Genomic DNA, 26439 nt, shown 5'->3' on the forward strand with positions numbered 1-26439 from the left:
AAGTACACGTCCGGCGTGAGGTACGCCCGGCTTCATACGTTGCGACGGCGCCTGGCCCTACCTTGGCCGCGTGAACACACCTATTCTTTCGTGGCCGGGGCTTCGCCTACTCGGCCACCTGCCCTCTGCGCTGCGCCTGGCGGTGGGGCTGGCCGCGGGCGCCGCCGCGTGGCTCCTTACCCCGGCGGCCCTAGGCACCGTGAGCCGGCTGGTGGCCGCCTGGGATGCCTTCGGGGTTATGACGTTGCTCTTGCTGTGGGCCGCCATCTTCTCAGCCGATATCGACCGCATCCGGGTAGTGGCCAGCAAAGAAGACCTGAGCCGCTCCGTGAGCTTTATTTTCGTACTGGTGGCCGCCGGCGCCAGCCTGCTGGCGGTGGTGGCGCTGCTGCACACGCTGCACTCGCTGCCCCCGGCCAAGCTGGCCTGGCACATCGGGCTGAGCATGGTGGCGGTGGGCGCGGCGTGGCTGCTGGTGCACACCGTGTTTACGCTGCGCTACGCCCACGCCTACTACGATGCCGGCGAGGACGGCACCGACGTGGGTGGCCTCGATTTTCCGGGCCACACCCCCGAGCCCGACTACCTCGACATCGCCTACTTCGCCTTCGTGGTGGGCATGACGGCCCAAACTGCCGACGTCAGCATCAGCGGCCGCACCCTGCGCCGGCTGGCCCTGCTGCACGGCCTCATCTCCTTCGTGTTCAACACCTCGCTGGTAGCGCTGGTTATCAGCGGCCTGGCGAGTGTTCTTTAGGCCAATGAGCAATTAAGAAGGAGCAATGAGCAGCCCAAATATTCAGTCTGCTCATTGCTCTTTATTAATTGCTCATTGGCCTAAAACAACCCGGCGGCCACGCGGCGAATACTCTCCGACTTGCCCATGCTATAGTAGTGCAGGCATGGCACACCATGGGCCATCAACTCGCGGCTCTGGTTGAGGCACCACTCGATGCCGACCTCGCGGGCGGCGGCGTTGTCCTTAGTCTGGTGAATAGCTTCGGCCAGCGCCTCCGGGATGTTGAGGAAAAACGCACGGGGCAGGCCAGTGAGCTGGCTCTTAGTTGTTAAGGGCTTGAGGCCGGGAATAATAGGCACCGTGATGCCCGCCTCGCGGCACTGCCGCTCAAACTTGAAAAACTCCTCGTTGTCGAAGAACATCTGGGTCACGATGTAGTCGGCCCCGCGGTCTATTTTCTCCTTCAAGAAGCGAATATCCGAACCTAGATTTGGCGCCTCGAAGTGCTTTTCGGGGTAGCCGGCCGTGCCGATGCAGAAGTCGGTGCAGAGCACGGGCTCGGCGCCGGCGGGCTGGTACTGCTCGTCGTGGTCGTGGTAGCGGCCGTGGTTGAGCTCCGATACCTGGCCGATGAGGTCGCAGGCGTAGCGGTGACCATCGGGGTGCGGCTGAAAGTGGCCCTCGCTCTTGATGGGGTCGCCGCGCAGCGCCAGCACGTTGTCGATACCCAGGAAGTGCAGGTCAATCAGCGCGTTCTCGGTTTCTTCCTTGGCAAAGCCGCCGCAGATGAGGTGGGGCACCGTGTCCACGTCGAAGCGGTTTTTGATGGCCGCGCAGATGCCCACCGTGCCCGGCCGCTTGCGCACGGCCTTGCGCTGCAAGAGGCCGCCCGGCCGCTCGCGCAGCACAAACTCCTCGCGGTGGTAGGTCACGTCGATAAATGGCGGCTTGAACTCCATCAGCGGCTCGATATTCGAGAACAGCGTGTGGATGTTTTCGCCCTTGCGGGGCGGCAGGACCTCGAAGGAGAACAGCGTTTTGCCGTTGGCGCGAGTGAGGTGTTCAGTTACTTTCATGGGTAGTACCGTGGACCCTGTGGGTCCGCGAGTTTTAGCAGATTCAAACGATAACACGCGCGGACCCGCAGGGTCCATGGTACACTAACACTATTGCGGGTCGTAATTCAGGTTCGGCATCAGCCAGCGCTCCAGTTCCACCAGCGTCATGCCTTTGCGCTCGGCGAGGTCAGCCACCTGGTCCTTCCCAATCTTACCTAGGCCAAAATAATTCGAGGCTGGATGCGCGTAGTACATACCGCTCACCGCTGCCGTGGGATACATAGCCAGGTTTTCGGTGAGGATGATGCCCGTCTGGCGCTCCGCATCGAGCAGGCGGAAGAGCGTGATTTTCTCGGTGTGGTCGGGGCAACCGGGGTAGCCTGGCGCGGGCCGGATGCCGCGGTACGTCTCCTTAATCAGCTCCTCGCCGGTGAGGTGCTCCTCGGGGTCGTAGCCCCAGAACTCCTGGCGCACGCGCTCGTGCAGGCGCTCGGCAAAGGCCTCGGCCAGGCGGTCGGCGATGGCCTTAATCATGATGCTGGAGTAGTCGTCGTGGTCGGCTTCGTACTTCTCAATCAGCTTTTCAATACCCAGGCCCGCCGTCACGGCGAAGCCACCTAGGTAGTCCTGGCGGCCGGTTTCCTTGGGCGCGAGGTAGTCGGAGAAGGCGATGTTGTGCACGCCGGGCGCTTTTTCGCTCTGCTGGCGCAGCGTGAAAAACTCGTCGCGCACCTGCTGGCGCGTGTCGTCTTCGTAGATTTCGATGGTGTCGAAGTCCTTGGTATTAGCCGGCCAGAAGCCCAGCACGGCGCGGGCCGTGAGGCTCTTGTTGGCAATGACTTCGGCCAGCATGGTCTGCGCGTCTTCGAACAGGCGGCGGGCAGCCTCACCCAGGTTCACGTCTTCGAGGATGCGCGGGTAGCGGCCTTTCAGCTCCCAGGTGTGGAAGAAGGGCGTCCAGTCGATGTAGCGGGCCAGCTCGTCCAGCGGGTAGTTGTCGAGCACCTGCGTGCCCAAAAAGCTGGGTTTGGTGATGGGCGTGGTTTCCCAATCGGCCTTGAAGCCGTTAGCGCGGGCGGCCCCGATGGTGAGAAACGCCTTGTCGCGCTGGCGGCCGGCGTGGTCTTCGCGCATCGCCGCGTACTCATTTTTGATGGTCTGCGTGTACGTGTCTTTACTCGACCCTAGGAGGCTGGCGGCCACGCCCACCGAGCGCGAGGCGTCATTAACGTACACGGCCGAGCCCGAGTAGGCGGGCGCGATTTTTACGGCCGTGTGCAGGCGCGAGGTGGTAGCCCCGCCAATGAGCAGCGGCATCTGCATCCGGCGCTTTTCCATCTCGCGGGCCACGTACACCATCTCATCGAGCGAGGGCGTGATAAGGCCGCTAAGGCCGATAATATCGACGTCCTGCTTCTGGGCTTCGTCCAGAATCCGCTCCAGCGGCACCATTACGCCTAGGTCTACTATCTCAAAGTTGTTGCAAGCCAGCACCACGCCCACGATATTTTTGCCGATGTCGTGCACGTCACCTTTTACGGTGGCCATCAGTATTTTACCAGCCGTTTGACGGGCCGCGCCTTCCTTTTCAGCCTCGAGGTAAGGCTGCAAGTAAGCCACCGCCTTTTTCATTACGCGGGCCGATTTTACCACTTGGGGCAGGAACATTTTGCCGGCCCCGAAGAGGTCGCCCACCACGTTCATGCCCGACATCAGTGGGCCTTCAATCACGTCGAGCGGACGGCGCACTTGCTGGCGCACTTCCTCGGTATCCTGGTCGATAAACTCGGTAATGCCGCGCACCAGCGCGTGTTGTAGGCGCTCGCCCACGGGCAGGCTACGCCAGGCGTCGGCCACTACTTCAACCTTGCCCTTCTGCTTCACCGTTTCGGCAAAGTCCACAAGGCGCTCGGTGGAATCGGGGCGGCGATTCAATAGCACGTCTTCGCAGAGTTCGAGTAGGTCCTTGGGCACGTCGTCGTACACGGCGAGCTGGCCGGCGTTCACGATGCCCATGTCGAGGCCGGCGCGGATGGCGTGGTACAGGAAGGCCGCGTGCATGGCCTCGCGCACCGTGTCGTTGCCGCGGTACGAGAAGCTGATGTTGCTGACGCCGCCGCTGGTGCGGGCGCCGGGCAGGTTCTCCTTTATCCACTTCACGGCCCGGATAAAATCGAGCGCGTAGTTGCGGTGCTCGTCGATGCCGGTGCCCACGGTCAGGATGTTGGGGTCGAAGATGATGTCCTCGGCCGGAAAGCCAACTTCCTTGGTCAGAATATCATACGAGCGCTGGCAAATCTCAATGCGGCGCTCGTAGCTGTCGGCCTGGCCCTGCTCATCGAAGGCCATGATGACCACCGCCGCGCCGTACTGGCGCACCAGCCGGGCGTAGTGCTTGAAGCGCTCCTCGCCTTCTTTCAGCGAAATCGAGTTGACGATGCTTTTGCCTTGCACGCACTTGAGGCCGGCCTCGATAACCGTCCACTTCGACGAGTCTATCATCAACGGCAGGCGGGCGATGTCGGGCTCCGAGGCGATGAGGTTAAGGAAGGTCGTCATGGCCGCCTCCGAATCGAGCATACCCTCGTCCATGTTCACGTCGAGCACCTGGGCGCCGTTTTCGGCCTGGGCGCGGGCTACGGCCAGGGCCGCCTCGTAGTCGCCCGAGCGGATGAGGCGCGCAAACGCCCGCGAGCCCGTCACGTTGCAGCGCTCGCCGATGTTGACGAACAAGCTCTGCGGCGTGATATTGAACGGCTCCAAACCCGCCAGCCCGAGCGACGACTGCGCCGTGAGCAGCGCCGGATTGGCGAGCGCGCCATCAGTGGCCAGCTCGGGCTGCGCTTCGGCCGCGGGTTTGTCGAGGCCACGCGGGCCGTATTTATCCGCTAAGCGCTTGAGCTCGGCAATATGCTGGGGCGTGGTGCCGCAGCAGCCGCCCACCACGTTCAGCAAGCCTTCTTTCAGGTAATCTTCGACCAGCGCAGCAAATTCCTGGGCGCTCTCGTCGTAGCCGCCGAAGGCATTAGGCAGGCCGGCGTTAGGGTAAGCTGACACCGACACGTCGGCCAGGCGAGCCAGCTCGCGCACGTACGTGCGGAGCTGGTCGGCCCCTAGGGCGCAGTTAAGGCCCACGCTCAGCAGCGGCAGGTGCCGGATGCTGTTCCAAAACGCTTCTACCGTCTGCCCGCTCAGGGTGCGGCCCGAGGCGTCAGTGATGGTACCCGAAATCATGACCGGCACCACCCGGCCGCCCTCATCGAAGAACTGCTGCACCGCGAAAAGAGCAGCCTTGGCATTGAGCGTGTCGAAGATGGTTTCGATGAGCAGCGTATCCACGCCGCCCTCCACGAGGCCGCGGGTTTGCTCCAGGTAAGCCGCGGCCAGCTCATCAAAGGTCACGGCGCGGTAGCCGGGGCGGTTGACGTCAGGCGAGAGCGAGGCGGTGCGGTTGGTGGGGCCAATGGCCCCGGCCACGAAGCGCGGCTGCTCGGGTGTGAGGGCGGTGTACTCGTCGGCCACCTCGCGGGCTATTCTAGCCGACTCATAGTTAAGCTCATACACCACGTGCTCCAAGGCGTAGTCGGCCTGCGCGATGGTGGTACCCGAAAAGGTATTGGTTTCCACCATGTCGGCCCCGGCCGCGAAGTACTCGGCGTGAATATCCCGGATGATGTCGGGCCGCGTCAAACTCAGCAGGTCATTATTACCGCGCAGCGGGTGCGAATGATTCGCAAAGCGCGCGCCCCGAAAGTCCTCTTCCTCCAGCGGGTAGCGCTGAATCATGGTGCCCATGGCGCCATCCAGAATGAGCAGGCGCTGGCGCAGCAGCGCGGGCAGCGGCGAGATACTAGCGGGATTGGGTGCGACGGGGGCAGCGGGCGAAACGGCGGGCATAATCTTCTGGGCAAAAACGGCGGCAAAAACCGCTATCCAGAAAGAAAGCCGCGCCGGGCGGCGCAGGTTCCGGCTGATATCTTCTTTGGTCGCAAGTACTTGACCAAACAGGAGTTGGCACCAGCCCTAGGGCGGTTGCCAAGACGTCATCGGGCCTGGTCCCTCGGTCTTTCTGGATAGCAGCGACTACGAAGATACAACGGCCGGCCGGCACTTTACCTAAAACCTGAACTAGTTGCGCTTTGCCGCTTTGCGAAACGCAAAAAGCGCCTTCCCGACGAGAGGAAGGCGCTTTTCAGCAAGACAAGCAAGGCGGGCTACCTAGGGGAGAAGAACGCCCCGGTAGTTGGTGGGGTTCACGGGCTGCACCGTGGAGCCGTAGGTGGTGTTGATGGCCCTGATAATGCCATTGGCTACCAAGGCGTAGCCACGGGGCGTGGGGTGCACGCCATCGAGCGAAAACAGGTTGCCGGTGATGAAGCTGGTCGAATTATTTACCCCATTATAAGTGGAAGTACCGGAGGCAAGGGAGCCAAAAAAGGCATTGGCATCGAAGAAAGCCAGCCCTTTGGCCGTGGCCGCGGCCCGCAGTGAACTGTTGAAAGCCGTAGTAGCGGTGGCCACGTTGGCTTGCTCGGTGGGGTCAAGCACGAGCGTGCTCGGGAACGGATTCAATACGCTTTGGCCGAATGCTCTCGTAGTATCAACTCCTAGGGCGGTGAGAAAGCCCCCAAAAACTGCCCCCGTGGGAGCTGAGCCAGTGGCTTGGCGGTAGAAATCGCGCCAGTACCGGCCCGTGGGCTGGCCATAAAGGCCAATGTAGGGCGACGCCGTGAGCGTGAGGAGCAGCGTACCACCAGCCGCGTTGCGAATGCTGGCCAGCGTAGCCGTCGTCACGCGGGTATTGGCGGCGCCGGGGGCCAGGATGCCCGTCGTGTACACGAATGGAGCCGCCGTAGGCACGTTAGCCGCCGCAAACGAGGCCCGTGCCGACGGCCCAACAGTGGTAAAGAACGGAATCCCCGTAACGTCCGGAATATTACTCACTACTCCTTTGGCACCGCTGGCCGTTAGCGCATTGATAATACGCACCGCCTTGAGATTAAACGTGTCGGTGCGGGTGATGCCGCTGCTAGCTACGGCACCGCCGGCGGTGGCGTAGCCAAGCACGTCGTTGTTGCCCAGCCAGCACGAAAAGAAGGTGGCGGTGGCTGCCTCCGCTTTCACTCGCTGAAAGTACGTTTGGCCCGCGGCGGCATCGGGCGTGATGCGCTCGAAGTAGGGGTTGCCCTGCGTGCTACCGTAGCCTACCGTTTGAATATCAGCTAGCTTGATGCCCGGCACTCCGAGGTTATTAATAGCGTCGGTGTACTTGGTGTAGAGGGGGGCCGTGGCGGTGCCGCCGCGCACCGCCAGGTTGGTAGTAACGGCGGCCGTGATGGGTGCCCCGGCCGCCGTGAAGCCGGCTAGGCGTAGGTAGCCCGAGCCATTGGACTGAGCCGTGGTGAAAAGCGGCTGGGTAAATGTGCCGCCGCCCGCCTGGGCAAACTGCTGGGCCAGCATGCTGGGGTAGGAGTTGAGTTGGCCCTCGAGATAAAGGCCATTGTCGGCGTAGCCAGCCGTAAGCGAGTTGCCGACGGCAATGTAGCGGCTGAAATCAGCCGAGCCCGCCGAAGCGCTGGGCGCGTCAATATCGGCCTGGCAGCCCGCCAGCCCGAGGCCCAGCACCGCCAGCGCGGGAAAGGCCTTCGCTGCAAAAGAAGAAAACGTAGTCATAAGAAATAGGCAGGTGGGAAAGAGAAGGCCTTAGAACTTGTAGAACACCCCGATGCCGGGCACGCTGATGGTCGTTTTGTAGGTGCCGGCCACGCGGTCGGCGGTGCCGTTAATAGCCAACTGGCTCTGGCTTTGGCTGCGCTGGCGAAAGTCCTCGAACAGGAATGAGCCATCGACGCCGAAGCGCTCCGTAAACGCGTAGGTGAAGCCCGCCGTGAGACCCACGCGGTCGGCGTCGGGCGTTTCGGGGGTCACGTAGCCATCGCGCACGCAGGCAAAATCGTAGAGGGCACCCGCCCGCACCGTGAGGCCGCTGGTGAGCTTATACTGCCCGCCCACGCGCAGGGCCAGGGCGTCTTTGTAGTTGCGCGCCGACGACGACGAGGTGACGCCGGCGCCGCCCAGCACGCCGCCAGTGTAGGTAAAATCGAGCGACTTATAGTGGCTCCAGCGCACTAGGTTGGCGTCGAAGGCCAGGGTCAGCTTGTCGTTGGGGTGCACGCCCACGCCGAAGTTGTACACGTCGGGCAGCGGCAGGGTGGCACTGAAGCTCGTGGCGGTGAAGCTACTGGCCGCCGCCGCCGGCACGTTGCTGAGCGTGACGGTGCCGTCGCTGATGCGCGCGTCGATGCGCGAGCGGTAGCTGGCGCCAATGCTGAATTTGTCGCTGGGCCGGTACATGATGCCCACGTTGTAGCCGATTTTATGGTCGGCCTTGCCCGTGAGCTGGGCGTGGGCTACGCTGCCATTTTGCCCCTGCAGGGGAATATCGCGCTGCAAGTCCACGTCGCCCAAAGCCAACACCACGAGGCCCGCCCCAATGCCCAGCTTGGGCGTGATGGCGTAGGAGGCCGTGAGCTGCCCATACACCGAGCGCAGGTTGATGTCGGTGAGCGTGTAGCGGCCCGTCCAGCCCGGGCCATAGTGCAGCTCGCTACCGAAGGGCGTGTACACCCCAATGCCGACCTTAAACTTATCGCTGATGCTATAGCCCGCGTAGCCGTTGAAGGGAAAAACGTTCTTGTTCTGAAGCGTTTCCTGGGGCCCGCCGCCATCGGCGCGAAACGAGATGCGCGGCACGGCTATGTTAAGGCCGCCCTGCACGCTGTTGTAGGCCACGAACACGAACGCGCCGGGGTTATAGAACTGCGCCGCCTGGTCGAGATATAGGCCGGTGCCGGTGCCGCCCATGCCCACGTTTTTTTGGCCCGAAAGGCCGACTTGGAAGCCGCTCGCCAGCGCGCCCGACGCGGACGCCAGCAGCGCTCCCCCCGCGAGGAATAAAGATTTTGCCTGCATGTGTAGAATGAGGGTGGGTGAGAAAGATGGACTAAAGGTATTGTGCTTTTTGCAAAAAACAGTCGGCATGCCTACTATATCCGAACCATTTTTTCTGCAAAGTTATTGCCGCCCCCTAAAGTATGGTTTCCGGCCCTAGGCTGGCGGCAGCCGGCGCAGGGCCGCACCCGAGCGGCGCCCCAATGGCTTGCCTACTACCTTATTTAAAAACATTAATTTAACACTGTTAGCTTTACCCAGGTGGTAGTTTTGTGCTACTATTTCCCCATACCTTCCTTATTACATGATAAAACCACTCCTCACCTTGGGTTGGACAAGCATGCTGGCACTCGCCACGCTGGGCGCCCATGCCCAGACGCCGGCTACGCTCGGTGCCAGCCCCTACGTTGAAGCCTTTGATGGTCTAGCCACTGGCTTGCCCGCAGGCTTCAGCTTATACACGGGCGCCACGGCTACTGCCCTAGGTACTGCCCCTACCGCCGCGCAGGTTATCCTAACGCCCGGCAGCGGCACCACCAGCTGGGCGGGCACCGGCGGCGGCTTCAAAAACTTTGCCTCGGCCACGGGCCAGGCTTCTACCCTCACTGCCGCCAACCAAGCTACAGTCACCAACCGCGCCCTGGGCGTGCGCCAGACCGGTACGGTTGGCGACCCCGGCGCGTCGTTCGTGTTTCAAGCGGCCAATACCAGCGGCCGGGCGGGCTTCGCGCTCTCGTTCAATCTGCAATCGCTGGACGCGGGCTCGCCCCGCACCACGACCTGGACGGTAGACTACGCGGTGGGCACATCTACCAGCTTTACGGCCCTGGCCACGGGCACCACCGGCGGCAGCACGTTTGCCAGCAAGCCTATCAGTGTGGACTTCGGCGCGGCCCTCAACAACCAGGGCGGGCCGGTTACTATCCGCATTTCGACCCTGGCTGCCAGCCTCGGCAGCGGCAACCGCCCCAGCTCGGCCATCGACGACTTTACGCTGAGCTGGAACGCTTCGACGGCGCCCCAGCTCACGGCGTCGCCCACGGCGCTGGCCTTTGGCAGCCAGCCCCTAGGTAGCACTTCGGCGGCCAAAACCTACCAGCTGACGGGCGCCAATCTAAGCGCCGCCAGCACGGTAACCGCCACCGGGCCATTCACGGTTTCGAAGGATGGCAGCGCCGGCTCGTTCGGCAGCGCGCTCACGTACTCGGCCGCTGAGCTAGCCGCGCCGGCCACGGTGTTCGTGCAGTTTACGCCCACGGCGGGCGGGGCTACCACGGGCAGCATCACCAACAGCAGCACCATGACCTCGGCCGTGGTAGCGCTGACGGGCACGGGCTACGACCCCAACCTGACCAGCTTCGACTTTAGCACCTGCACGGGCGCCGCTTTGTCGGATGGCTGGAGCCAGTTCAGCGTGACGGGCGCCCAAACCTGGGCCTGCACCACGTTTGGCCGCGACCCCAACGCCCCCAACGGCACCACCGCCGCGCCCTACGGCGTGCAAATGAACGGCTACGCCTCGGGCAATATCGAGAACGAAGACTGGTTTATCTCGCCCGCCTTCGACATCTCGGCTTACAACTTCCCGTTGTTCTCGTTCTGGAGCCGCACGGCCTTTACGGGGCCGGCGCTGAAGCTGCGCGTATCGACCAACTACAGCGGCTCGGGCGCCCCGAGCGCCGCCACCTGGACCGACCTGAACGTGTTGTTTCCGGGCGTGGGCTCCGACACCTGGACGCAAACGGCCAACATCAACCTGGCCGCTTTTAAAGGCGCCAAGGTGTACGTAGCGTTTGTGTACGCCTCGACTACCTCGGCCGCCGCCCGCTGGACGCTGGATGATATTTCGCTCAACAACTCGGCCACGCCGCCCGCCCCGTCCATTCTCACCGATGCCAAGACGCTGGCGTTTGGCTATACCGCCACCGGCGCCACTGGCACCCGCACGCTCAACGTATCGGGCAATGACCTGACCAGCCCGGTAACCCTGACCTCGTCGGACCCGCTGTTTACGCTCTCGAAAGACGGCACCACCTTCAGCACCAGCCTCACGCTGACCGCGGCCGAAGTAAACGCCACGACCAAGGCCGTGACCGTGCGCTTCCGCCCCACCACGGCCTTCGCCACGTTTACCGGCACCATCAGCGTGAGCACGCCCGGCGCGGCGGCGCCCCTGCGCGTGGCCCTGAGCGGCGACACCTACGACACCGAAAAGACGCTGGAAGTAGTGAACTGGAACATCGAGTGGTTTGGCTCGACGGTATCGGGACTAGGCCCGAATAACAAGGCCTTGCAGCAAACCAACGTGTCGACAGTACTCAACTCGCTAGACGCGGATATCTACGCCCTAGCGGAAGTAGTAAGCGTGGAGCGCCTGAAGAGCGTGGTTGACCAGCTCACGGCCACCACCGGCCACCCCTACGCATTCCAGGTATCGGACTTCGGCTCCTACGCCGACGACGCCCAGGACCCCGACTACGCGAACGACCAGAAACTGGCCTTCGTGTACCGCACCGACGTTATCAGCAACCCCAGCAACGGCATGGGCCTGCTGCGCTGCGCCGAAAAAGACGCCTGCCCCGCCTACAACGCCTGGGCCAGCGGCCGCTTCCCGTACCTGATGAGCGCCAATGTAACGCTGGCCGGCACCACCAAACGCGTGAATTTTATCGTGATTCATGCCAAGGCCAACGCCACCGCCACCTCGGCCAACGACTACGCCCGCCGCAAGCTGGGCGCCACGCTGCTCAAAGACCTGCTCGACACCCAGTTCCCCAACCAGAACACCCTGCTGGTGGGCGACTACAACGACGTGCTGGAAGGCACCATCGCCACGGGCACGCCGGCCGTGTCGTCGTACGACGTGCTGGTGCGCGACTCGGCCAACTACGTATCGCTGACCCTGCCGCTGGCCCGCGCCGGCGCCCAGTCCACGGCCAGCTACGCCACGGTTATCGACAATGCCATCGCCACCAAGCCGCTGGCCAACTACTACATCAAGGGTACGGCCGCCATCCGCACCGATGTAGCGGCCCAGATTACGAACTACGCCACCACGACTTCGGACCACTACCCGGTCTTCACGCGCTACTCGTTTGCTGCGCCCGACCTAGTGGTGAGCACGCCCAACCAGGTAGTAGCCGGTGGCAACTACAACACCATCAGCGTACTCAACGGTGGCACGGGCACGCTGCAAGGCCCCGTGCAAGTGCTTACGTCGGTAACCGTGCAGAGCGGTGGCCGCCTCGATACCAACTGCCAGCCCCTCACCGGCAGCGGCAGCTTTACGGTAGCCGACGGCAGCACGCTAGGTATCTGCGACGCGGCGGGCATCGCCACCACGGGCAGCACCGGCGCCATTCAGGTTACGGGCACGCGCTCGTTTTCGGCAGCCGCCAACTACGTGTACAACGGCACCGCGGCCCAGGTAACGGGCCTAGGTCTGCCCAGCCAGGTGCTCGCGCTCACGATTACCAATAACAGCCCTCTGACCCTGAGCCAGCCCCTGGCAGTGGTGCGCACCCTCACCGTAGCCGGCAGCGGCAACGTGGTACTAAACAACCAGGCCCTGACGCTGCGCTCGGATATCACCGGCACGGCCCTCGTCGTGAACAGCGGCACCGGCACGGTGCAGGGCGCCACCGCCGCGGTGCAGCGCTACCTCGATGGCACCCGCAACAGCGGCCTGGGCTATCGCCACCTCTCAGCCCCGGTGAGCGGCTCGACCGTGGCCGACCTGGCCACCGCCAGCTTCACGCCCGTTGTGAACCCAGCGTACAACACCAGCGCCACCCCCGGCGCGGTGCAGCCCTACCCCACGGTATTTGGCTACAACGAGAGCCGCCTCTCCACGACTACTACGACGTTGGCTGGCTTCGACAAAGGCTGGTACTCGCCGGCCGGTCTCAGCGATGCGCTGGCGGTGGGTAAAGGCTACACCGTGAACCTGGCCGCCAACCAGGCGGTCGATTTTGTGGGTGCCCTCAACAACGGCGACTATACCCAAACCCTGACTCGCCAGAACCAAAGCGCTGATGGCGGCTGGCAGCTGGTGGGCAACCCCTACCCCGCGCCCCTCGACTACTCACTGGTAGAGCTTACCGACCGCGTCGGCCTCGACGGCGCCATCTACGTGCACCAGAGCGCCGGCCAGTACGTGGGCACCTACCGCAGCTACGTCAACGGCATCGGCAATTCCATTATTCCGATGGGCCAGGGCTTTTTTGCCCGCGTGGCAGCTGGCCAGGCCAGCGCTACCCTGGCGCTGCACAACAGCCAGCGCGTGACCAGCTACGCCACCCAGGTGAGCGTGCTGCGCACCACCGGCGAAACCCGCCCCCTGCTAAACCTGACGCTAGGCACCGCCACCGGCAGCGCCGATGGCCTCTACGTGTATGCTGAGAACAACGCCACGGCCGGCTTCGACCTGAAGCAGGACGCCGCCAAGCTCCCCAACGCCAACGGCCTGAACCTGGCCGCCCTCACCAACGATGGCCAGCCCCTGAGCATCCAGGGCCTGGCGGCCCTTGCGGGCCGCGTGGCCCTGCGCGTGCAAGTGCCCGCCGCCGGCACCTACTCGCTCACCGCCGTCGAGCTGCTGAACCTACCCGCCGGCACCCAGCCCGTGTTGGAAGACACCAAAACCGGCCAGCGCACCCCGCTCACGGCCGCTGGCAGCGCCTACTCCTTCACGGTAGCGGCCGGCGACCCCACCGATGGCCGCTTCTGGCTGAGCCTCAACGGCCCGGCTAGCCCGCTGGCTACCGCCAGCCCGCTGCAAACCGAGCTGGCCCTGTACCCCAACCCCACCCGCGAGGGGCAGGCTACGCTGCTCGTGCCCACCGGCACGGCCGCCGGCCAGGTGCAGGTCCTCGACGCCCTAGGTCGCCTGGTGCGCCAGCAAGCCCTCACGACCGGCGGCGCTACCACGCTCAAGCTGAACGGCCTGCCGGCTGGCGTGTACCTGGTGCGCGTGCAAGCCGGCAGCGAGCAAACTACCCGCCGCCTCACTATCAATTAAAGCAATAACCAGGGCTTGGTCCTGGAATTCTCGCTTAATTCTGAAAACGCTCGTTGGCTTTGCCGGCGAGCGTTTTTTGCTTATTCCTAGGTTCATTTGTGCAGCGGCCAGGGAAGAAAGCCCGACCTTGCTTTTTTAGTCTTCTTACTCAGCCGTATGCCCCGCAAACCTCTACCCAAGCTAGTCCTTACCCTGCCGCTGCTGGCGGCCCTGCCGGCCCTGTCGGCATTAGCCGCGCCGCCCGTAGCTACGCCCTACTTCTCGGAGCCGGCCGTGTCGCCCGACCGCCAGGAACTCGCCTTTGTCTCGGGCGGCGATGTGTGGACGGTGCCCGTGGCGGGCGGCGAGGCCCGGCTGCTGGTGGCCCACCCCGCCACCGAAAGCCGCCCGCTGTACGCGCCCGATGGCAAATCACTGGCCTTCACCTCCACCCGCAGCGGCAACGGCGATATTTACCTCTTGAATTTTGAGAGCGGGGAGCTCAAGCGTTTGACTTTTGACGACGGGCTCGACCAGCTCGACGGGTGGTCGGCCGATGGCAAATACCTCTACTTTTCCTCCACCAGCCGCGACATCGCGGGCATGAACGACATCTACCGCGTGCCGGTGGGCGGCGGCACGCCCACCGCCGTCTCGGCCGACCGCTACGCCAACGAGTTCTTCGCCGCGCCCAGTCCCGATGGCAAAACGCTGGCCCTGGCCGCCCGCGGCGTTGCCTCCAACCAGTGGTGGCGCCACGGCCACAGCCACTTGGATGAGTCCGAAATCTGGCTGCGGCAGGACGATAAAAGCGGCCCGCGGTACACCAGCCTCACCAGCGGCGGAGCCAAAGCGCTGTGGCCCATGTGGGGGCCGGGCGGCCAAAAGCTATTCTACACCAGCGACCAAGGCGGCCCCGAAAACATCTGGACCACCGGCCTGACCAAGGGCACGCCCCAACAAGTCACCAATTTCAAGGATGGTCGCGTGCTGTGGCCCAGCGCCTCTTACGATGGCAAGCTCATCGTATTCGAGCGCGACTTCGCTATCTGGACCTTGGACACGCAGAGCGGCCAGGCCAAGCAGGTAGCCATCCGGCGGCGCGGCGCGCCCGCCAGCCCCACCGTGGAGCGCCAGCGTTTCACCGACCGCTTGCAGGAAATGGCCCTCTCGCCCGATGGCAAGAAAGTCGCCTTTATCGTGCACGGCGAAGTCTTCGCCGCCTCGGCCGCCGACGGTGGCGACGCGACGCGCCTCTCAGTGACCACCGCCGCCGAAAGTGACCTGGCCTGGGCGCCCGACAGCCGCCGGCTGGTGTACGTATCGGCCCGCGACGGCGCCAAGCACCTCTACAGCTACACGTTCGCCACCGGCAAGGAAACCCGACTGACCAACGCCGCCACCAACGACGCCGCCCCGCGCTTCTCGCCCGATGGCAAATTGCTGGCCTTCCAGCGCGATGCCAAGGAAGTGCGCGTGCTTGACCTAGGTGCCAACCAGGAGCGCGTAGTGGGCACCGGCCGCCTCGACCGGCCGCCGCTGGCCGCCGAGCGCGCTGTGGTCTGGAGCCCCGATGGCAAGTGGCTGGCCTTCGCGCCCGCCGGCGCCCGCGGCTTTACCAATGTGCAGGTGGTACCCGCGGCGGGCGGCGCGGCGCGGCCGGTGAGCTTCCTGGCCAACTCGAACAGCAACACCCTTTCGTGGAGCCCCGATGGCAAGTACCTGCTCTTCGACACCGGCCAGCGCACCGAAGACGCCGAGGTGGCCCGCGTCGATTTTCAGCTGCGCACACCGCGCTTCCGTGAGGACCAGTTTCGCGACTTGTTCAAGGAAACCACGCCCGGCCCCGTGTCGCCCGACAAAAACCAGAACCCGCCGCAGAAGCCCGCTACCCCCGCCACGCCGGCCCCGCTGCCGGTAGCCGCCGACTCGGCGCGCACCAAAAGCCGCGCTATGGCCAACGCTAAGAAGTCGAGCAAAGGCAAAAAAGGAACTGACACTGCCGCCACGGCCGTAGCTGCCAAGCCGCCCGTCACTATCAACTTCGAGGATATTCGGCGGCGCCTGAGCTTGGTGCCGGTGGGCATAGACGTGCGCAGCCAGACCATCAGCCCCGATGGCAAGTGGCTGCTGCTAACGGGCAGCGTGCTCAACCAGAGCAACTTATACATCTATCCGCTCGATGAGCTGAGCAAGGACCCCGCCACCGCCCGGCAGCTTACGTCCACGGCGGGCGCCAAGCGCGAGGCGCAGTTTTCGCCCGATAGCAAGGAGGTGTACTTCCTCGACCAGGGCCGCATCCAGGTGGTGCCGGTGGAGGCCGGCAAGGGCACGCCCCGCGCCGTGGCTGTGACCGCCGAGCTCGACGTAGACTTCGAGCAGGAGAAAATGGTGGTCTTCGACGAGGCCTGGGCCTACCTGCGCGACTTCTTCAACGACGCCACCTTCAACGGCGCCGACTGGCCGGCCCAGCACGCCAAATTTGCGCCCTACATCGCCGGCGCCCGCACCCCGGACGAGGCCCGCCGCCTCACCAACCTCATGATTGGCGAGCTCAACGCCTCGCACTCGGGCATGGGCCCGGCCGCGAGCAGCCCCGGCACGGTGGCACCCGCCACCGGCCGCCTAGGGGTGCGCTTCGACCCCGCCGAGTACGAGCGAACGGGCCGCCTGCGCGTGACCTCGGTATTGCCCCTAGGGGCCGGCGCGCTGGCCGGCCTCAAGCCCGGCGACGTGCTACTGGCCGTAGATGGCCGCGCCCTCAATGGCACCACTAACCTCGATGAGGTGCTGCAATACAAGGTGGGCCGCCGCACTACGCTCCGCATTTCGAGCGACAACAAAGAGCGCGAAGTAGTGGTGCGCCCCCTCAGCCGCGACACCGAAAAGGCGCTCGACTACCGCCAGTGGGTGGAGGAGCGCCGCGCCTACGTGGCCAAGGTCAGCGGCGGCAAGCTCGGTTACGTGCATATGTTCGATATGTCGGCCGCCTCGCTCTCGCAGCTCTACCTCGACCTCGACGCCGAAAACATGAGCCGCGAGGGCGTGGTAGTGGACGTGCGCAACAACAACGGCGGCTTCGTGAACGTGTACGCCATCGACGTGCTGGCCCGCCGCAGCTACCTCACCATGGCCGACCGCGGCACGCCCACGCCGATGCCCGCCCGCAGCGCCCTCGGCCAGCGCAGCCTAGAGCTACCCACGGTGCTCGTCACCAACCAACATTCATTGTCTGATGCCGAGGACTTTAGCGAGGGCTACCGCGCCTCCAAGCTCGGCAAAATAGTGGGCGAGCCCACCGGCGGCTGGATTATCTTCACCTCGGGCACAACCCTGCTCGACGGCTCTAGCCTGCGCCTGCCCACCAGCACCATCCGCTCGACCCGCGACGGCAAGGTGATGGAAATGAACCCCCGCCCCGTGGACGTGCCCGTAACCCGCCCCATCGGCGAGAGCTACACCGACCACGATGTGCAGCTCGACACCGCCGTGAAGGAGCTGCTAGGGCAGCTGGGCAAGTAAGCGAGCGGCTGTCCTTGCGAGAAATAACGACGAAGCAATCGCACCTAGGGAGCGCACAAACGGCCCATCCTGATGTGATTGCTTCGTCGTTCCTCCTCGCAAGGACAAGCGTTTATTTCGCTTCCAGCAGCGGCAGCACTTCTACTACTTCAAAGAGCGAATTGTAGTGCAGAATACTTTTCAGCAACGAGGCGTGCCCGACCCCGATGATGAGCACGATGGCCTTATCGTGCTGCACATCTACTTGCCGCAGTAGGTTGGTGTAAATGCGCACGTTGCGCTTAAAATAATCGCCTGCCACGTCGGCTCCCACGTAGTTGTTGCCGCCACCTACCCGCGCGCCCGTCAGCAGATAGCCATCCATATTGGCCCGGTCGGTAGCCGCCGAATTAGCCACTTTAAACTGCGCTAGTAGCGTAGCGCCCGGAAACTCGCCCCCGGCCGGCAGGGCTACTTTTCGCAGCCGGTTGCGGGTGGCTATGAGTTGGCCCAGGCTGTCGCCGGGCTGCACCTGCATAAAACCGTTCATAATAGCCTCCTGCCCGTGTTGCTTGGCGTAGGCCTGCACCGCATCAAAATTCAACCCTAGCTGCGCATCGGCGCAGTACACCCGCGGTAGATTCAGCTTGTCGGCCAGCCGGTAGCCAAGCTGGTACACCTCATTGTTGCCGGCCTTAAACTGCTTTTGGCGGTACAGCGCGTAGGTGCTGTCTACGCGCGGCTGGTCTTGCAGCTGATATTCTACAAACACCTTGTCGGCCTGCGTTTTCTGGAGCTTGCTCACCAGCTCGTCTAGCTCGCGCTGCTTTTGCGGCGTGCGCATATCCACTGCTTTGCCGTGGTTTATATCGGCCTCCGAAGCATCGAAGTGAAACGTGCCGACGATGTACACCTTTATTTTGGCGGTGGGCATAGCCGGCGTTTGGGCCGCGCTGGGCTGGGCAAAGCTCAGCAAAGCGAGGGCTAGTAAAGAGCGGAAGCAGGTAGGGAGAACCATAGTGGGGAGGCGTTTGAAAGCGATGTGACAAAGGTGCCGGCCCCACCTAGGGCTCGAAATTTTATTATCCCAACCCGTCAAACTATTATCCCAACCCAGCCCTACCACGCTCCTGGCTGGGTCATCTTGCCCAGGCGGGCGTTGGCGGCACCTAGGGCCGGGTTCGGATAATAGACTGGCTAATGCCCTACCTAGGCCGGTACTTTTAAGCCATGAACCGCTACCGCATTACACTGTACCAAGTGCTGGGCTGGGCCCTGGTTATCGGCTACGATATGCTGGGCTACGATATGCTGGGCATCATGCACGGCGCCCGCCGCCACATCGCGGCGGCCGATTTGCCCAAGGCGCACCTGCTCAATCTTACCTTTTGGCTGAGTTTGATAAGCTTATTCTACTACTGCTTTCTGGTCGTTTTTCCGCAGGGCTTGCGGCGGGGGCGCTGGCCGGTGCTGGTACTTGGGCTGCTGGGCACGCCGCTGATATTTGCGGGCACCCGCTACGTGCTGGAAGAAGTGCTGACGCCGCTACTATTTGGTTTTCGTAACTACTCGCCGGGCGTTAAACTGGCCTTCTACTTGCAGGACAACCTGTATTTCCTGTTACCCACCATCGTTATGGCCGGCGCGGCCGTGGCCGTGCGCGACGCCTTCGTGCGTGAAAAGGAGCGCGAAAACCAGCTGCTCGTGCAAGTGCTGGAAAAGGAAAAAACCCAGGCCGAGATAGCCTTTCTACGTACCCAGATAAACCCGCACTTCCTCTACAACACCCTCAACTACCTCTACGCCCAGGCCTACTCCGTGTCGGAGCCGCTGGCCGAGGCCGTGCTGCGCCTCTCCGACCTCATGCGCTACCTGCTGCACGACAGTCCCGATGGCCAGGTGGACCTAGCCCGCGAGGTGGAATACGTGGAGAATTATTTGGCCATTCACCGGCTGCGCTTTGAAGAGAAGTTCTTTGTCGAATTTACCCAAACCGGCCTACCGGTGGGCGGGCAGCGCGTGGCCACGCTGCTGCTCATCCCGTTTGTGGAGAATGCCCTCAAGCACGGCGTGGTGCACCAGGCGGCGCACCCAGTGCGCATCCGGTTGCACCTACTGGCGTCCAACCAGCTAGAATTCAGCGTCGAAAACCGCATCAATCAGCATCACAAAGACGCCACTACCGGCGTGGGCCTACCCAATATCCGGCGGCGGCTGGCGCTACTCTACCCCGGCCGCCATACCCTGCACGTGCACGACGATGGCCAGACCTACCGCACCCATCTCACGCTGCTATTCGGTACCTAGGGTCAGTGCTTTGGGGTCAAGAGCCGGCAGCTGCACATCAAAATCGACCTTGGCCGTGGGCTGAATTTTGGGCACCACCACATAGTACACTACGCTGGCTACCTTCTGGCTCGCAGCCGCTTCCAGCTTCACGGTGTAGGTGTAGCCGGTGCAGGTTTGCACTACTTCCTGGGTCAGCACACGGCTGCCGGTGGCGGTTTTGGTCTTGCCGGCCAGCAGCGTGTGGGTCATGAAATTGACCATCGCCGGCGGCGCGCAGTCGAATAGCTCGCGGTACTCGCCGCTGGAGTTGACGATGTACTGGTTGGATTGCCCCACGTTGGGGATGGGCTCGGTAATGTGCGCTTGCAGACCCGGCACCTGGGTTGTGGCTACCGCCACGGGGCCGGGGCAGGGCACAGCATCATCCTCTTTTTTGCAGCTATTGTTCATGGCCAGCAAACCACCGACCACGAGCGTGAGTAATTGAATAAAACGCATGCAGTGAACAGGTTGGGTGGGGAGAGAGGAAGGTAGTCGAGGCGGTTTGGCAGCAACCTGCCGGGCGAGCATCGACCTAGGGTAGCGGGCGCCGCGCCGACAAGAAGCAAGCGCTTGCCAAGAGCTGTTTAATAGCTATCAGCAATGGTAGAGGAGCGCCCTTAGCAAACTTAGGGGTAATTGTTTGAAAATCATAGGCCTCTACCCTGATTTTATGGGCCACAACGCAGATTCGCGAAGCAGCCCGCAGAATTAGGGCTACATTTCTACTTTCACCGCCTCCCTACCCATGCTCCGCTGCATTGCCGTTGACGACGAAGCGTTTGCTACCCGGCTGCTCGCCAGCTACATCCAGAAGATTCCGACGCTAGAATTGGTCGGCACTACTACCAACCCGCTCGAAGCCCTGCAATGGGTGCAAGAGGGCCGCGCCGACCTAGTATTCCTCGACATTCAGATGCCCGAGCTCACGGGCCTGCAATTTCTCAAGATTTGCGGCCACCGCTGCAAGGTCGTGCTCACCACCGCCTACCCCGAGTACGCCCTCGACGGCTACGAGCACGACGTGGTAGACTACCTGCTCAAGCCTATTGCCTTTGACCGGTTTTTGCGGGCCGTGCAAAAGGCGCAGGCGCTCTTGCCGGCCCTCGCGCCCGCGGCGCTCGCTCCGCTTCCTGCCTCAGTGGCGAATGCGCCACTGGTCACGGCCAGCGCCGACTATCTCTTCGTGAAGGGCGAGAGCAAAAACAAATACCTCAAACTTAACTATGCTGATATTCTGTACATTCAGGGGCTCAAGAACTACGTTTCGATTCACGTGGCCGGCCAGCGGGTAGTCACCTACCAGACCCTACGCGACCTAGAGGCGCAGCTGCCACAGCCGCCCTTCGTGCGGGTGCACAAGTCGTTTATCATCTCGCTCGACCACCTGCGCATGGTGGAGGGCAACCTGCTGCACGTGGGCCCCGAAAGCATCACGGTGGGCGAGACGTACCGCGAGGAGTTTTTCAAGCTGATTCGGGAGAAGGGGTAGGCATTACTATTATTTGAGAGTCACTAGCCAAAACGCTTGTCATGCTGCGCTTCGCTCAGCATGACAAGCGTTTTTTATGAACAGCCCTAGGCTAGCGCTGCAACGCTCGCTGACCGGGTATGTCTTTTTTGTGAAAAAGCTGCCATCTTACCGGCTGGTTTTCACCTGGACATAACTTAATCTGCCGCTTTGAAACGACGCGACTTCGTCGGCCTCACTGGTTTAGCCACCGGGGCCTTGTTCTTACCCAGCTACCCCAGCCTGGGCGGCACTCCGGTTGATGCCGCCCGCCTGCTGGAGCCCGGCCTCGACGTGGCCCAGAAAAAGCGCCTCGCCGACGCGGCCCTCAACACAGCCAAGGGCGCCGGCGCCAGCTACGCCGACGTACGCATCGGGCGCTACCTCAACCAGAGCATTTTCACCCGCGAAAAGCAGGTGCAGAACATTGCCAGCGCCGAGAGCTTCGGGGCCGGCGTGCGCGTGATTGCCAACGGCAGCTGGGGCTTCGCGGCCACCAACGACGTGTCGGACAAAGGCTTGGCCAAGGCCGCCCAGCTGGCGGTAGCCATGGCCAAGGCCAACGCCAAAACCCAGAAGGAGCCCGTGCACCTGGCCGCCCAGCGCGGCTTCGGCGAGGTGAGCTGGAAAACGCCCATCAAGCAAAATGCCTTTGAGGTGCCGGTGGCCCAGAAGGTAGAGCTGCTGCTGGCGGCCAATGCCAAAGCCATCGACAACGGCGCCAACTTCGTAAACTCGTCGCTCTTCCAAATCAATGAGCAGAAGTACTTTGCCAGCACCGACGGCTCGTACATCGACCAGGACGTGCACCGTATCTGGCCCACGTTTTCGGTCACGGCCATCGACCGGGCCAGCGGCAAGTTCAAGACCCGCGACGCGCTGAGCGCGCCCATGGGCCTAGGCTACGAGTACCTCACGCCCCAGGCCGCCGACAGGGTGGCGGGTCCGGCGGGCACCGGACTCATCGGCTACCGCAACAGCTACGACATCCTGGAAGACGCCGCCTTGGCCGCCCGCCAGGCCAAGGCCAAGCTCACGGCGCAGTCGGTAGCGCCCGGCAAATACGACTTGGTGTTGGAACCTAACCACCTAGGGCTCACCATCCACGAGAGCATTGGCCACGCGCTGGAGCTCGACCGCGTGCTCGGCTACGAGTCTAATTTTGCGGGCACCAGCTTCGCGACGCTGGAGTGGAAGGCCAAGAATATTCCCTACGGCTCGAAGCAGGTGACCATCGTGGCTGACAAGCTCCAGCCCGGTTCCCTAGGGGCCGTCGGCTACGACGACGAGGGCGTGAAGTGCAAGGAGTGGACGCTCATCGACCAGGGCAAGCTGGTGAACTATGAGAAAATCCGCGACCAAGCGCACATCGTGGGCCAAACCGAATCGGACGGCTGCTGCTACGCCGACTCCTGGGATTCGGTGCAGTTCCAGCGCATGCCCAACGTGAGCCTGCGCCCCGGCACCGCCAAGCTCAGCGCCGACCAGCTCATCAGCCAGGTTGACAAGGGCATCTACATTGCCGGCCGCGGCTCCTACTCTATTGACCAGCAGCGCTATAATTTCCAGTTTGGCGGCCAGGTATTTTACGCTATCGAGAAGGGTAAAATCACGGGTATGCTCGACGATGTAGCATACCAAGCCAACACCCAGGAATTCTGGAACTCGTGTGCGGCGGTCTGCGACGCCTCCGAATACCGCCTCTTCGGCACCTTCAACGACGGCAAGGGCCAGCCCTCGCAAAGCTCGGCCGTGAGCCACGGCTCGGCCACCACCCGCTTCAACGGCGTGAATGTGATTAATACGGCCCGCAAGCTGGGGTAGCGTGAAACCCTACCCCCGACTCCCTGGCTTCCACCCCCATCGGAAGAGGGGAGCCTGACGCCTAGGTTGCGTTCGCTCACAGTCGACTCCCCTCTCCCGAAGGGGAGGGGTCGGGGGTGGGGTCTCATGAATGACGAGTACCCCCCACTGAAAAAAATAGCCGCCCGTCACGCAACGTCTTCTCCGAAGGTTAGTCCTTTTTCAAGAAAAAATTCCCATCTTGCCCGTTGTCTTCACTCCTATTTCACTAAATCTACCCTCATTTTGAACAGACGCGACTTCGTAGGACTAGCTGGCCTGGGGGCCGGGGCCCTGCTGCTCCCCAACTTTCCGAGCCTCGGCGCCGACCTGGTAGACCCAGCGCGCCTGCTGGAGCCCGGCCTCGACGTGCTGCAAAAAAAGCGCCTTGCCGACGTGGCCCTCAACGCCGCCAAAAGCGCCGGTGCCAGCTACGCCGACGTGCGCATTCAGCGGACCCTCAACCAGGGCATTTTCACCCGCGAAAAGCAGGTGCAGAATATCGGTAGCACCGAAACCATGGGCGTGGGTATCCGGGTCATTGCCAACGGCACCTGGGGTTTCGCAGCCACCAACCAGATGACCGAGGCGGGCATCGCCAAGGCCGCCCAGCAGGCCGTGGCCATCGCCAAAGCCAACTCGAAGGTGCAGAAAGAGCCCGTGCAGCTGGCCGCCCAACGCGGCTACGGCGACGTGAGCTGGAAAACGCCCATCAAGCAGAACGCGCTGGAAGTGCCCATCAAGCAGAAAGTCGACTTGCTGCTGAGCGCCAACGCGGTAGCCCTCGAAAACGGCGCGTCGTTTGTGAATTCGGCGCTATTTCAAATCAATGAGCAGAAGTACTTTGCCAGCACCGACGGCTCGTACATCGACCAGGACGTGCACCGCATTTACCCTAATTTCGGTATTACGGTAGTGGACCGGGCCAGCGGCAAGTTCCGCTCGCGGCAGTCGCTGAGCCAGCCCATGGGCCTAGGGTATGAGTACCTCACGCCCCAGGCCGCCGACAAGGTGGCCGGCCCCGCGGGCTCCAATGTTATCGGCTACAAAAACAGCTACGACATCCTGGAAGACGCCGCTAATGCGGCCAAGCAAACCAAGCTCAAGCTCACTGCCAAGAGCGTGACGCCCGGCAAATACGACCTCGTGCTCGACCCCGGCCACCTCGGGCTCACCATTCACGAGAGCGTGGGCCACCCGCTGGAACTCGACCGCGTGCTGGGCTACGAGGCCAACTACGCCGGCACCAGCTTCGCGACTTTGGAGTGGAAGGCCAAGGGCCTGCCCTACGGCTCGAAGCAAGTCAATATCGTGGCTGACAAGCTGCAACCGGGCTCGCTAGGGGCCGTGGGCTACGACGACGAAGGCGTGAAGTGCAAGGAGTGGGACCTCATCAAAGAGGGCAAACTCGTGAACTACGAGAAGATTCGCGACCAGGCGCACATCGTGGGCCAGAAGGAATCGGATGGCTGCTGCTACTCGCAGTCGTGGCAGGATGTGCAGTTTCAGCGCATGCCCAACGTGAGCCTGCGCCCCAGCGCCACCAAAATGAGCGTGGACGAGATGATTAAGGGCGTGGACAAGGGCATCTACATCGCCGGCAACGGCTCGTTCAGCATTGACCAGCAGCGCTATAACTTCCAGTTTGGCGGCCAGGTATTCTACGCCATCGAGAAAGGCAAAATCACCGAAATGCTGGAAGACGTGGCCTACCAGGCCAACACCCAAGAATTCTGGGGTGCCTGCGCCGGCTCGTGCGACGCCTCGGACTATCGCCTCTTCGGCGCCTTCAACGATGGCAAAGGCCAGCCCTCCCAGAGCTCGGCCGTGAGCCACGGCTCGGCCACCACCCGCTTCAACGGCGTGAACGTCATTAACACGGCCCGGAAGATTGGTTAAAACGTCTGTCATTGCGAGCGCAGCGAAGCAATCACACCCGAACAGAGCCCCAACAGCCCGCCTAGGTGCGATTGCTTCGTCGTTCCTCCTCGCAATGACAACCGCTTAAGTATTCTAAACTGAAATAATCTCAGCTATAAATGGCAATTCTTTCTCAAACCGAAGCGCAGGATATCCTCAAAAAGGTCATTGGCTTCAGCACCGCCGACGAGTGCGAGGCCAATCTGCAGGGCAGCCTGCAAGGCAACGTGCGCTCGGCGCGCAACTCCATCAGCACGGCCGGCGCTACCGACAACGTATCGCTGGCGGTGACTTCTTATTTCGGGAAGCGTTCGGGCACTGCCACGTGCAACCAGTTCGACGAGGCCACGCTGCGCCGCTGCGTGCAGCGCGCCGAGGAAATCGCGCGCCTCGCCCCCGAGAGCCCCGAGTACATGCCGCTGCTAGGGCCGCAGACCTATTCGTCGTCGCCGCAGTCGTATGCGGCCAGCACGGCGGGCATCACGCCCGACTACCGCGCCTCGCAGATGGCGACCAGTATGCAGTATTGTGATACCAAAAAGCTGTCGTCGGCGGGCTTCCTGAGCGACTCGGCCAGCTTCGTGGCCAAGCGCAACTCGAAGGGTTTAGAGGCTTATCAGCGCCTGACGAACCTTGATTTCAGCATCACGGTGCGCACGCCCGATGGCCAGGGTTCGGGCTATGCTTCGACGGACTTTACGGATATCAGCAAGTTCGACGCGGCCCGCCTCACCCGCACGGCGGCCGATAAAGCGGCTTCGTCGGTGGGCGCCCGGGCCATCGAGCCGGGCAAGTACACCGTTATTCTGGAGCCTAATGCGCTGCTGTCTAACTCCGACGCCTCGCTCCTAGGTGCCCTGATGCGGTCGTTCGACGCGCGCTCGGCCGACGAGGGCCGCAGCTTCTTGAGCAAGAAAGGTGGTGGCAACCGCAAGGGCGAGAAGCTCTTTGATGAGCGCGTGACCATCTACTCCGACCCGACCAACCCAGAGGTACCCGACCTCACCTTCTCGGGCGATGGCCGCCCGCAGCAGCGCACGACCTGGATTGAGAAGGGCGTGGTGAAGAACCTGTACACCTCGCGCTACTGGGCGCAGAAATCCGGCGTGCCGTCCTTGCCCAACCCCGGCGGCTTCATCATGGAAGGCGGCACCCAAAGCACCGCCGACCTCATCAAGAGCACCGCCAAGGGCATTTTGGTGACGCGCCTCTGGTACATCCGCCCCGTGGACCCGCAAACGCTGCTCTACACGGGCCTCACCCGCGACGGAACGTTCTACATCGAAAACGGTGCTATCAAGTTCCCGGTCAAGAACTTTCGCTTCAACGAAAGCCCGATTATCATGCTCAACAACCTGGAAGCCATCGGCCGCCCCGTGCGTCTGGCCGGCAACCTGGTGCCCCCGCTGAAAATCCGGGATTTCACCTTCACCAGTCTCTCCGACGCGGTGTAGCCACCTAGAAGGTCATTCCTGACTTTAGGCTTTTAGCATAGCCCCCAAGCCTATCCGGCTTGGGGGCTTTTGCTTAAAAGTGAGTCATTCTCGCCATATATCCTACTCGGAAGAGGGTCAAAATCTTTATTTCTGTC

Annotated in this window: 14 protein-coding genes and 1 riboswitch; of the genes, 8 read left to right on the forward strand and 6 right to left on the reverse strand. The window is 62.7% G+C overall.

Translation table 11 applies throughout. The features are described 5' to 3' along the window. Positions 1–70: 70 nt before the first annotated feature. Positions 71–757, forward strand: coding sequence for a DUF1345 domain-containing protein (locus ACFSDX_RS00110; RefSeq protein ID WP_382310895.1), 687 nt, complete (start codon positions 71–73; stop codon positions 755–757). An 80-nt stretch (positions 758–837) separates the two neighbouring features. Here the strand turns inward: ACFSDX_RS00110 and metF are convergent, their stop codons facing one another. The 4 genes from metF to ACFSDX_RS00130 form a co-directional block, all read right to left on the reverse strand. Then, a complete protein-coding gene (gene metF, locus ACFSDX_RS00115; protein WP_382310897.1) occupies positions 838–1815 on the reverse strand; it encodes a methylenetetrahydrofolate reductase [NAD(P)H] in 978 nt (325 codons plus the stop codon). A gap of 90 nt (positions 1816–1905) precedes the next feature. Then, positions 1906–5694 (reverse strand): methionine synthase, encoded by a 3789-nt coding sequence (gene metH / locus ACFSDX_RS00120; protein WP_382310899.1) that lies wholly within the window; start codon positions 5692–5694, stop codon positions 1906–1908. A 73-nt stretch (positions 5695–5767) separates the two neighbouring features. Beyond that, a riboswitch (SAM riboswitch) is annotated at positions 5768–5877 on the reverse strand. A 138-nt stretch (positions 5878–6015) separates the two neighbouring features. Then, positions 6016–7470, reverse strand: coding sequence for an SGNH/GDSL hydrolase family protein (locus tag ACFSDX_RS00125; RefSeq protein WP_382310901.1), 1455 nt, complete (start codon positions 7468–7470; stop codon positions 6016–6018). A 30-nt stretch (positions 7471–7500) separates the two neighbouring features. Continuing rightward, positions 7501–8769 (reverse strand): OmpP1/FadL family transporter, encoded by a 1269-nt coding sequence (locus tag ACFSDX_RS00130; RefSeq protein ID WP_382310903.1) that lies wholly within the window; start codon positions 8767–8769, stop codon positions 7501–7503. A 283-nt stretch (positions 8770–9052) separates the two neighbouring features. On the opposite strand from ACFSDX_RS00130, the gene ACFSDX_RS00135 reads away from it, so the two are divergent. Both ACFSDX_RS00135 and ACFSDX_RS00140 read left to right on the forward strand, forming a co-directional pair. Beyond that, positions 9053–13768 (forward strand): choice-of-anchor J domain-containing protein, encoded by a 4716-nt coding sequence (locus ACFSDX_RS00135; RefSeq protein ID WP_382310905.1) that lies wholly within the window; start codon positions 9053–9055, stop codon positions 13766–13768. Positions 13769–13924: 156 nt separating this feature from the next. Beyond that, positions 13925–17269 (forward strand): S41 family peptidase, encoded by a 3345-nt coding sequence (locus ACFSDX_RS00140; protein WP_382310906.1) that lies wholly within the window; start codon positions 13925–13927, stop codon positions 17267–17269. A 112-nt stretch (positions 17270–17381) separates the two neighbouring features. Here ACFSDX_RS00140 and ACFSDX_RS00145 read toward each other — a convergent pair whose 3' ends face one another. Continuing rightward, positions 17382–18266, reverse strand: coding sequence for a DUF5694 domain-containing protein (locus ACFSDX_RS00145; RefSeq protein ID WP_382310908.1), 885 nt, complete (start codon positions 18264–18266; stop codon positions 17382–17384). Between the two features lie 212 nt (positions 18267–18478). Between ACFSDX_RS00145 and ACFSDX_RS00150 the strand changes: the two genes are divergently transcribed. Beyond that, positions 18479–19555, forward strand: coding sequence for a sensor histidine kinase (locus tag ACFSDX_RS00150; RefSeq protein ID WP_382310910.1), 1077 nt, complete (start codon positions 18479–18481; stop codon positions 19553–19555). Here the strand turns inward: ACFSDX_RS00150 and ACFSDX_RS00155 are convergent. Continuing rightward, on the reverse strand, positions 19541–20035 hold the full coding sequence (locus tag ACFSDX_RS00155; protein WP_382310912.1) for a hypothetical protein: 495 nt from the start codon (positions 20033–20035) through the stop codon (positions 19541–19543). The two genes, ACFSDX_RS00150 and ACFSDX_RS00155, sit on opposite strands and share 15 nt — an antisense overlap. Positions 20036–20324: 289 nt before the next feature. Between ACFSDX_RS00155 and ACFSDX_RS00160 the strand changes: the two genes are divergently transcribed. The 4 genes from ACFSDX_RS00160 to ACFSDX_RS00175 all read left to right on the forward strand — a co-directional run bounded on the left by ACFSDX_RS00160 (position 20325) and on the right by ACFSDX_RS00175 (position 26302). Further along, positions 20325–21068, forward strand: coding sequence for a LytR/AlgR family response regulator transcription factor (locus ACFSDX_RS00160; RefSeq protein WP_382310913.1), 744 nt, complete (start codon positions 20325–20327; stop codon positions 21066–21068). A 189-nt stretch (positions 21069–21257) separates the two neighbouring features. Next, entirely contained in the window at positions 21258–22910 is a 1653-nt protein-coding gene (locus ACFSDX_RS00165; RefSeq protein WP_382310915.1) for a TldD/PmbA family protein, read from the forward strand. Between the two features lie 264 nt (positions 22911–23174). Further along, positions 23175–24827: a TldD/PmbA family protein gene (locus tag ACFSDX_RS00170; protein WP_382310917.1), complete on the forward strand. Its 1653-nt coding sequence runs from the start codon at positions 23175–23177 to the stop codon at positions 24825–24827. 140 nt (positions 24828–24967) lie between these two features. Continuing rightward, on the forward strand, positions 24968–26302 hold the full coding sequence (locus tag ACFSDX_RS00175) for a TldD/PmbA family protein (RefSeq protein WP_382310919.1): 1335 nt from the start codon (positions 24968–24970) through the stop codon (positions 26300–26302). Positions 26303–26439 lie beyond the last annotated feature (137 nt).

Source organism: Hymenobacter bucti (genome assembly GCF_042681145.1).
In the GTDB taxonomy this organism is placed as follows: domain Bacteria; phylum Bacteroidota; class Bacteroidia; order Cytophagales; family Hymenobacteraceae; genus Hymenobacter; species Hymenobacter bucti.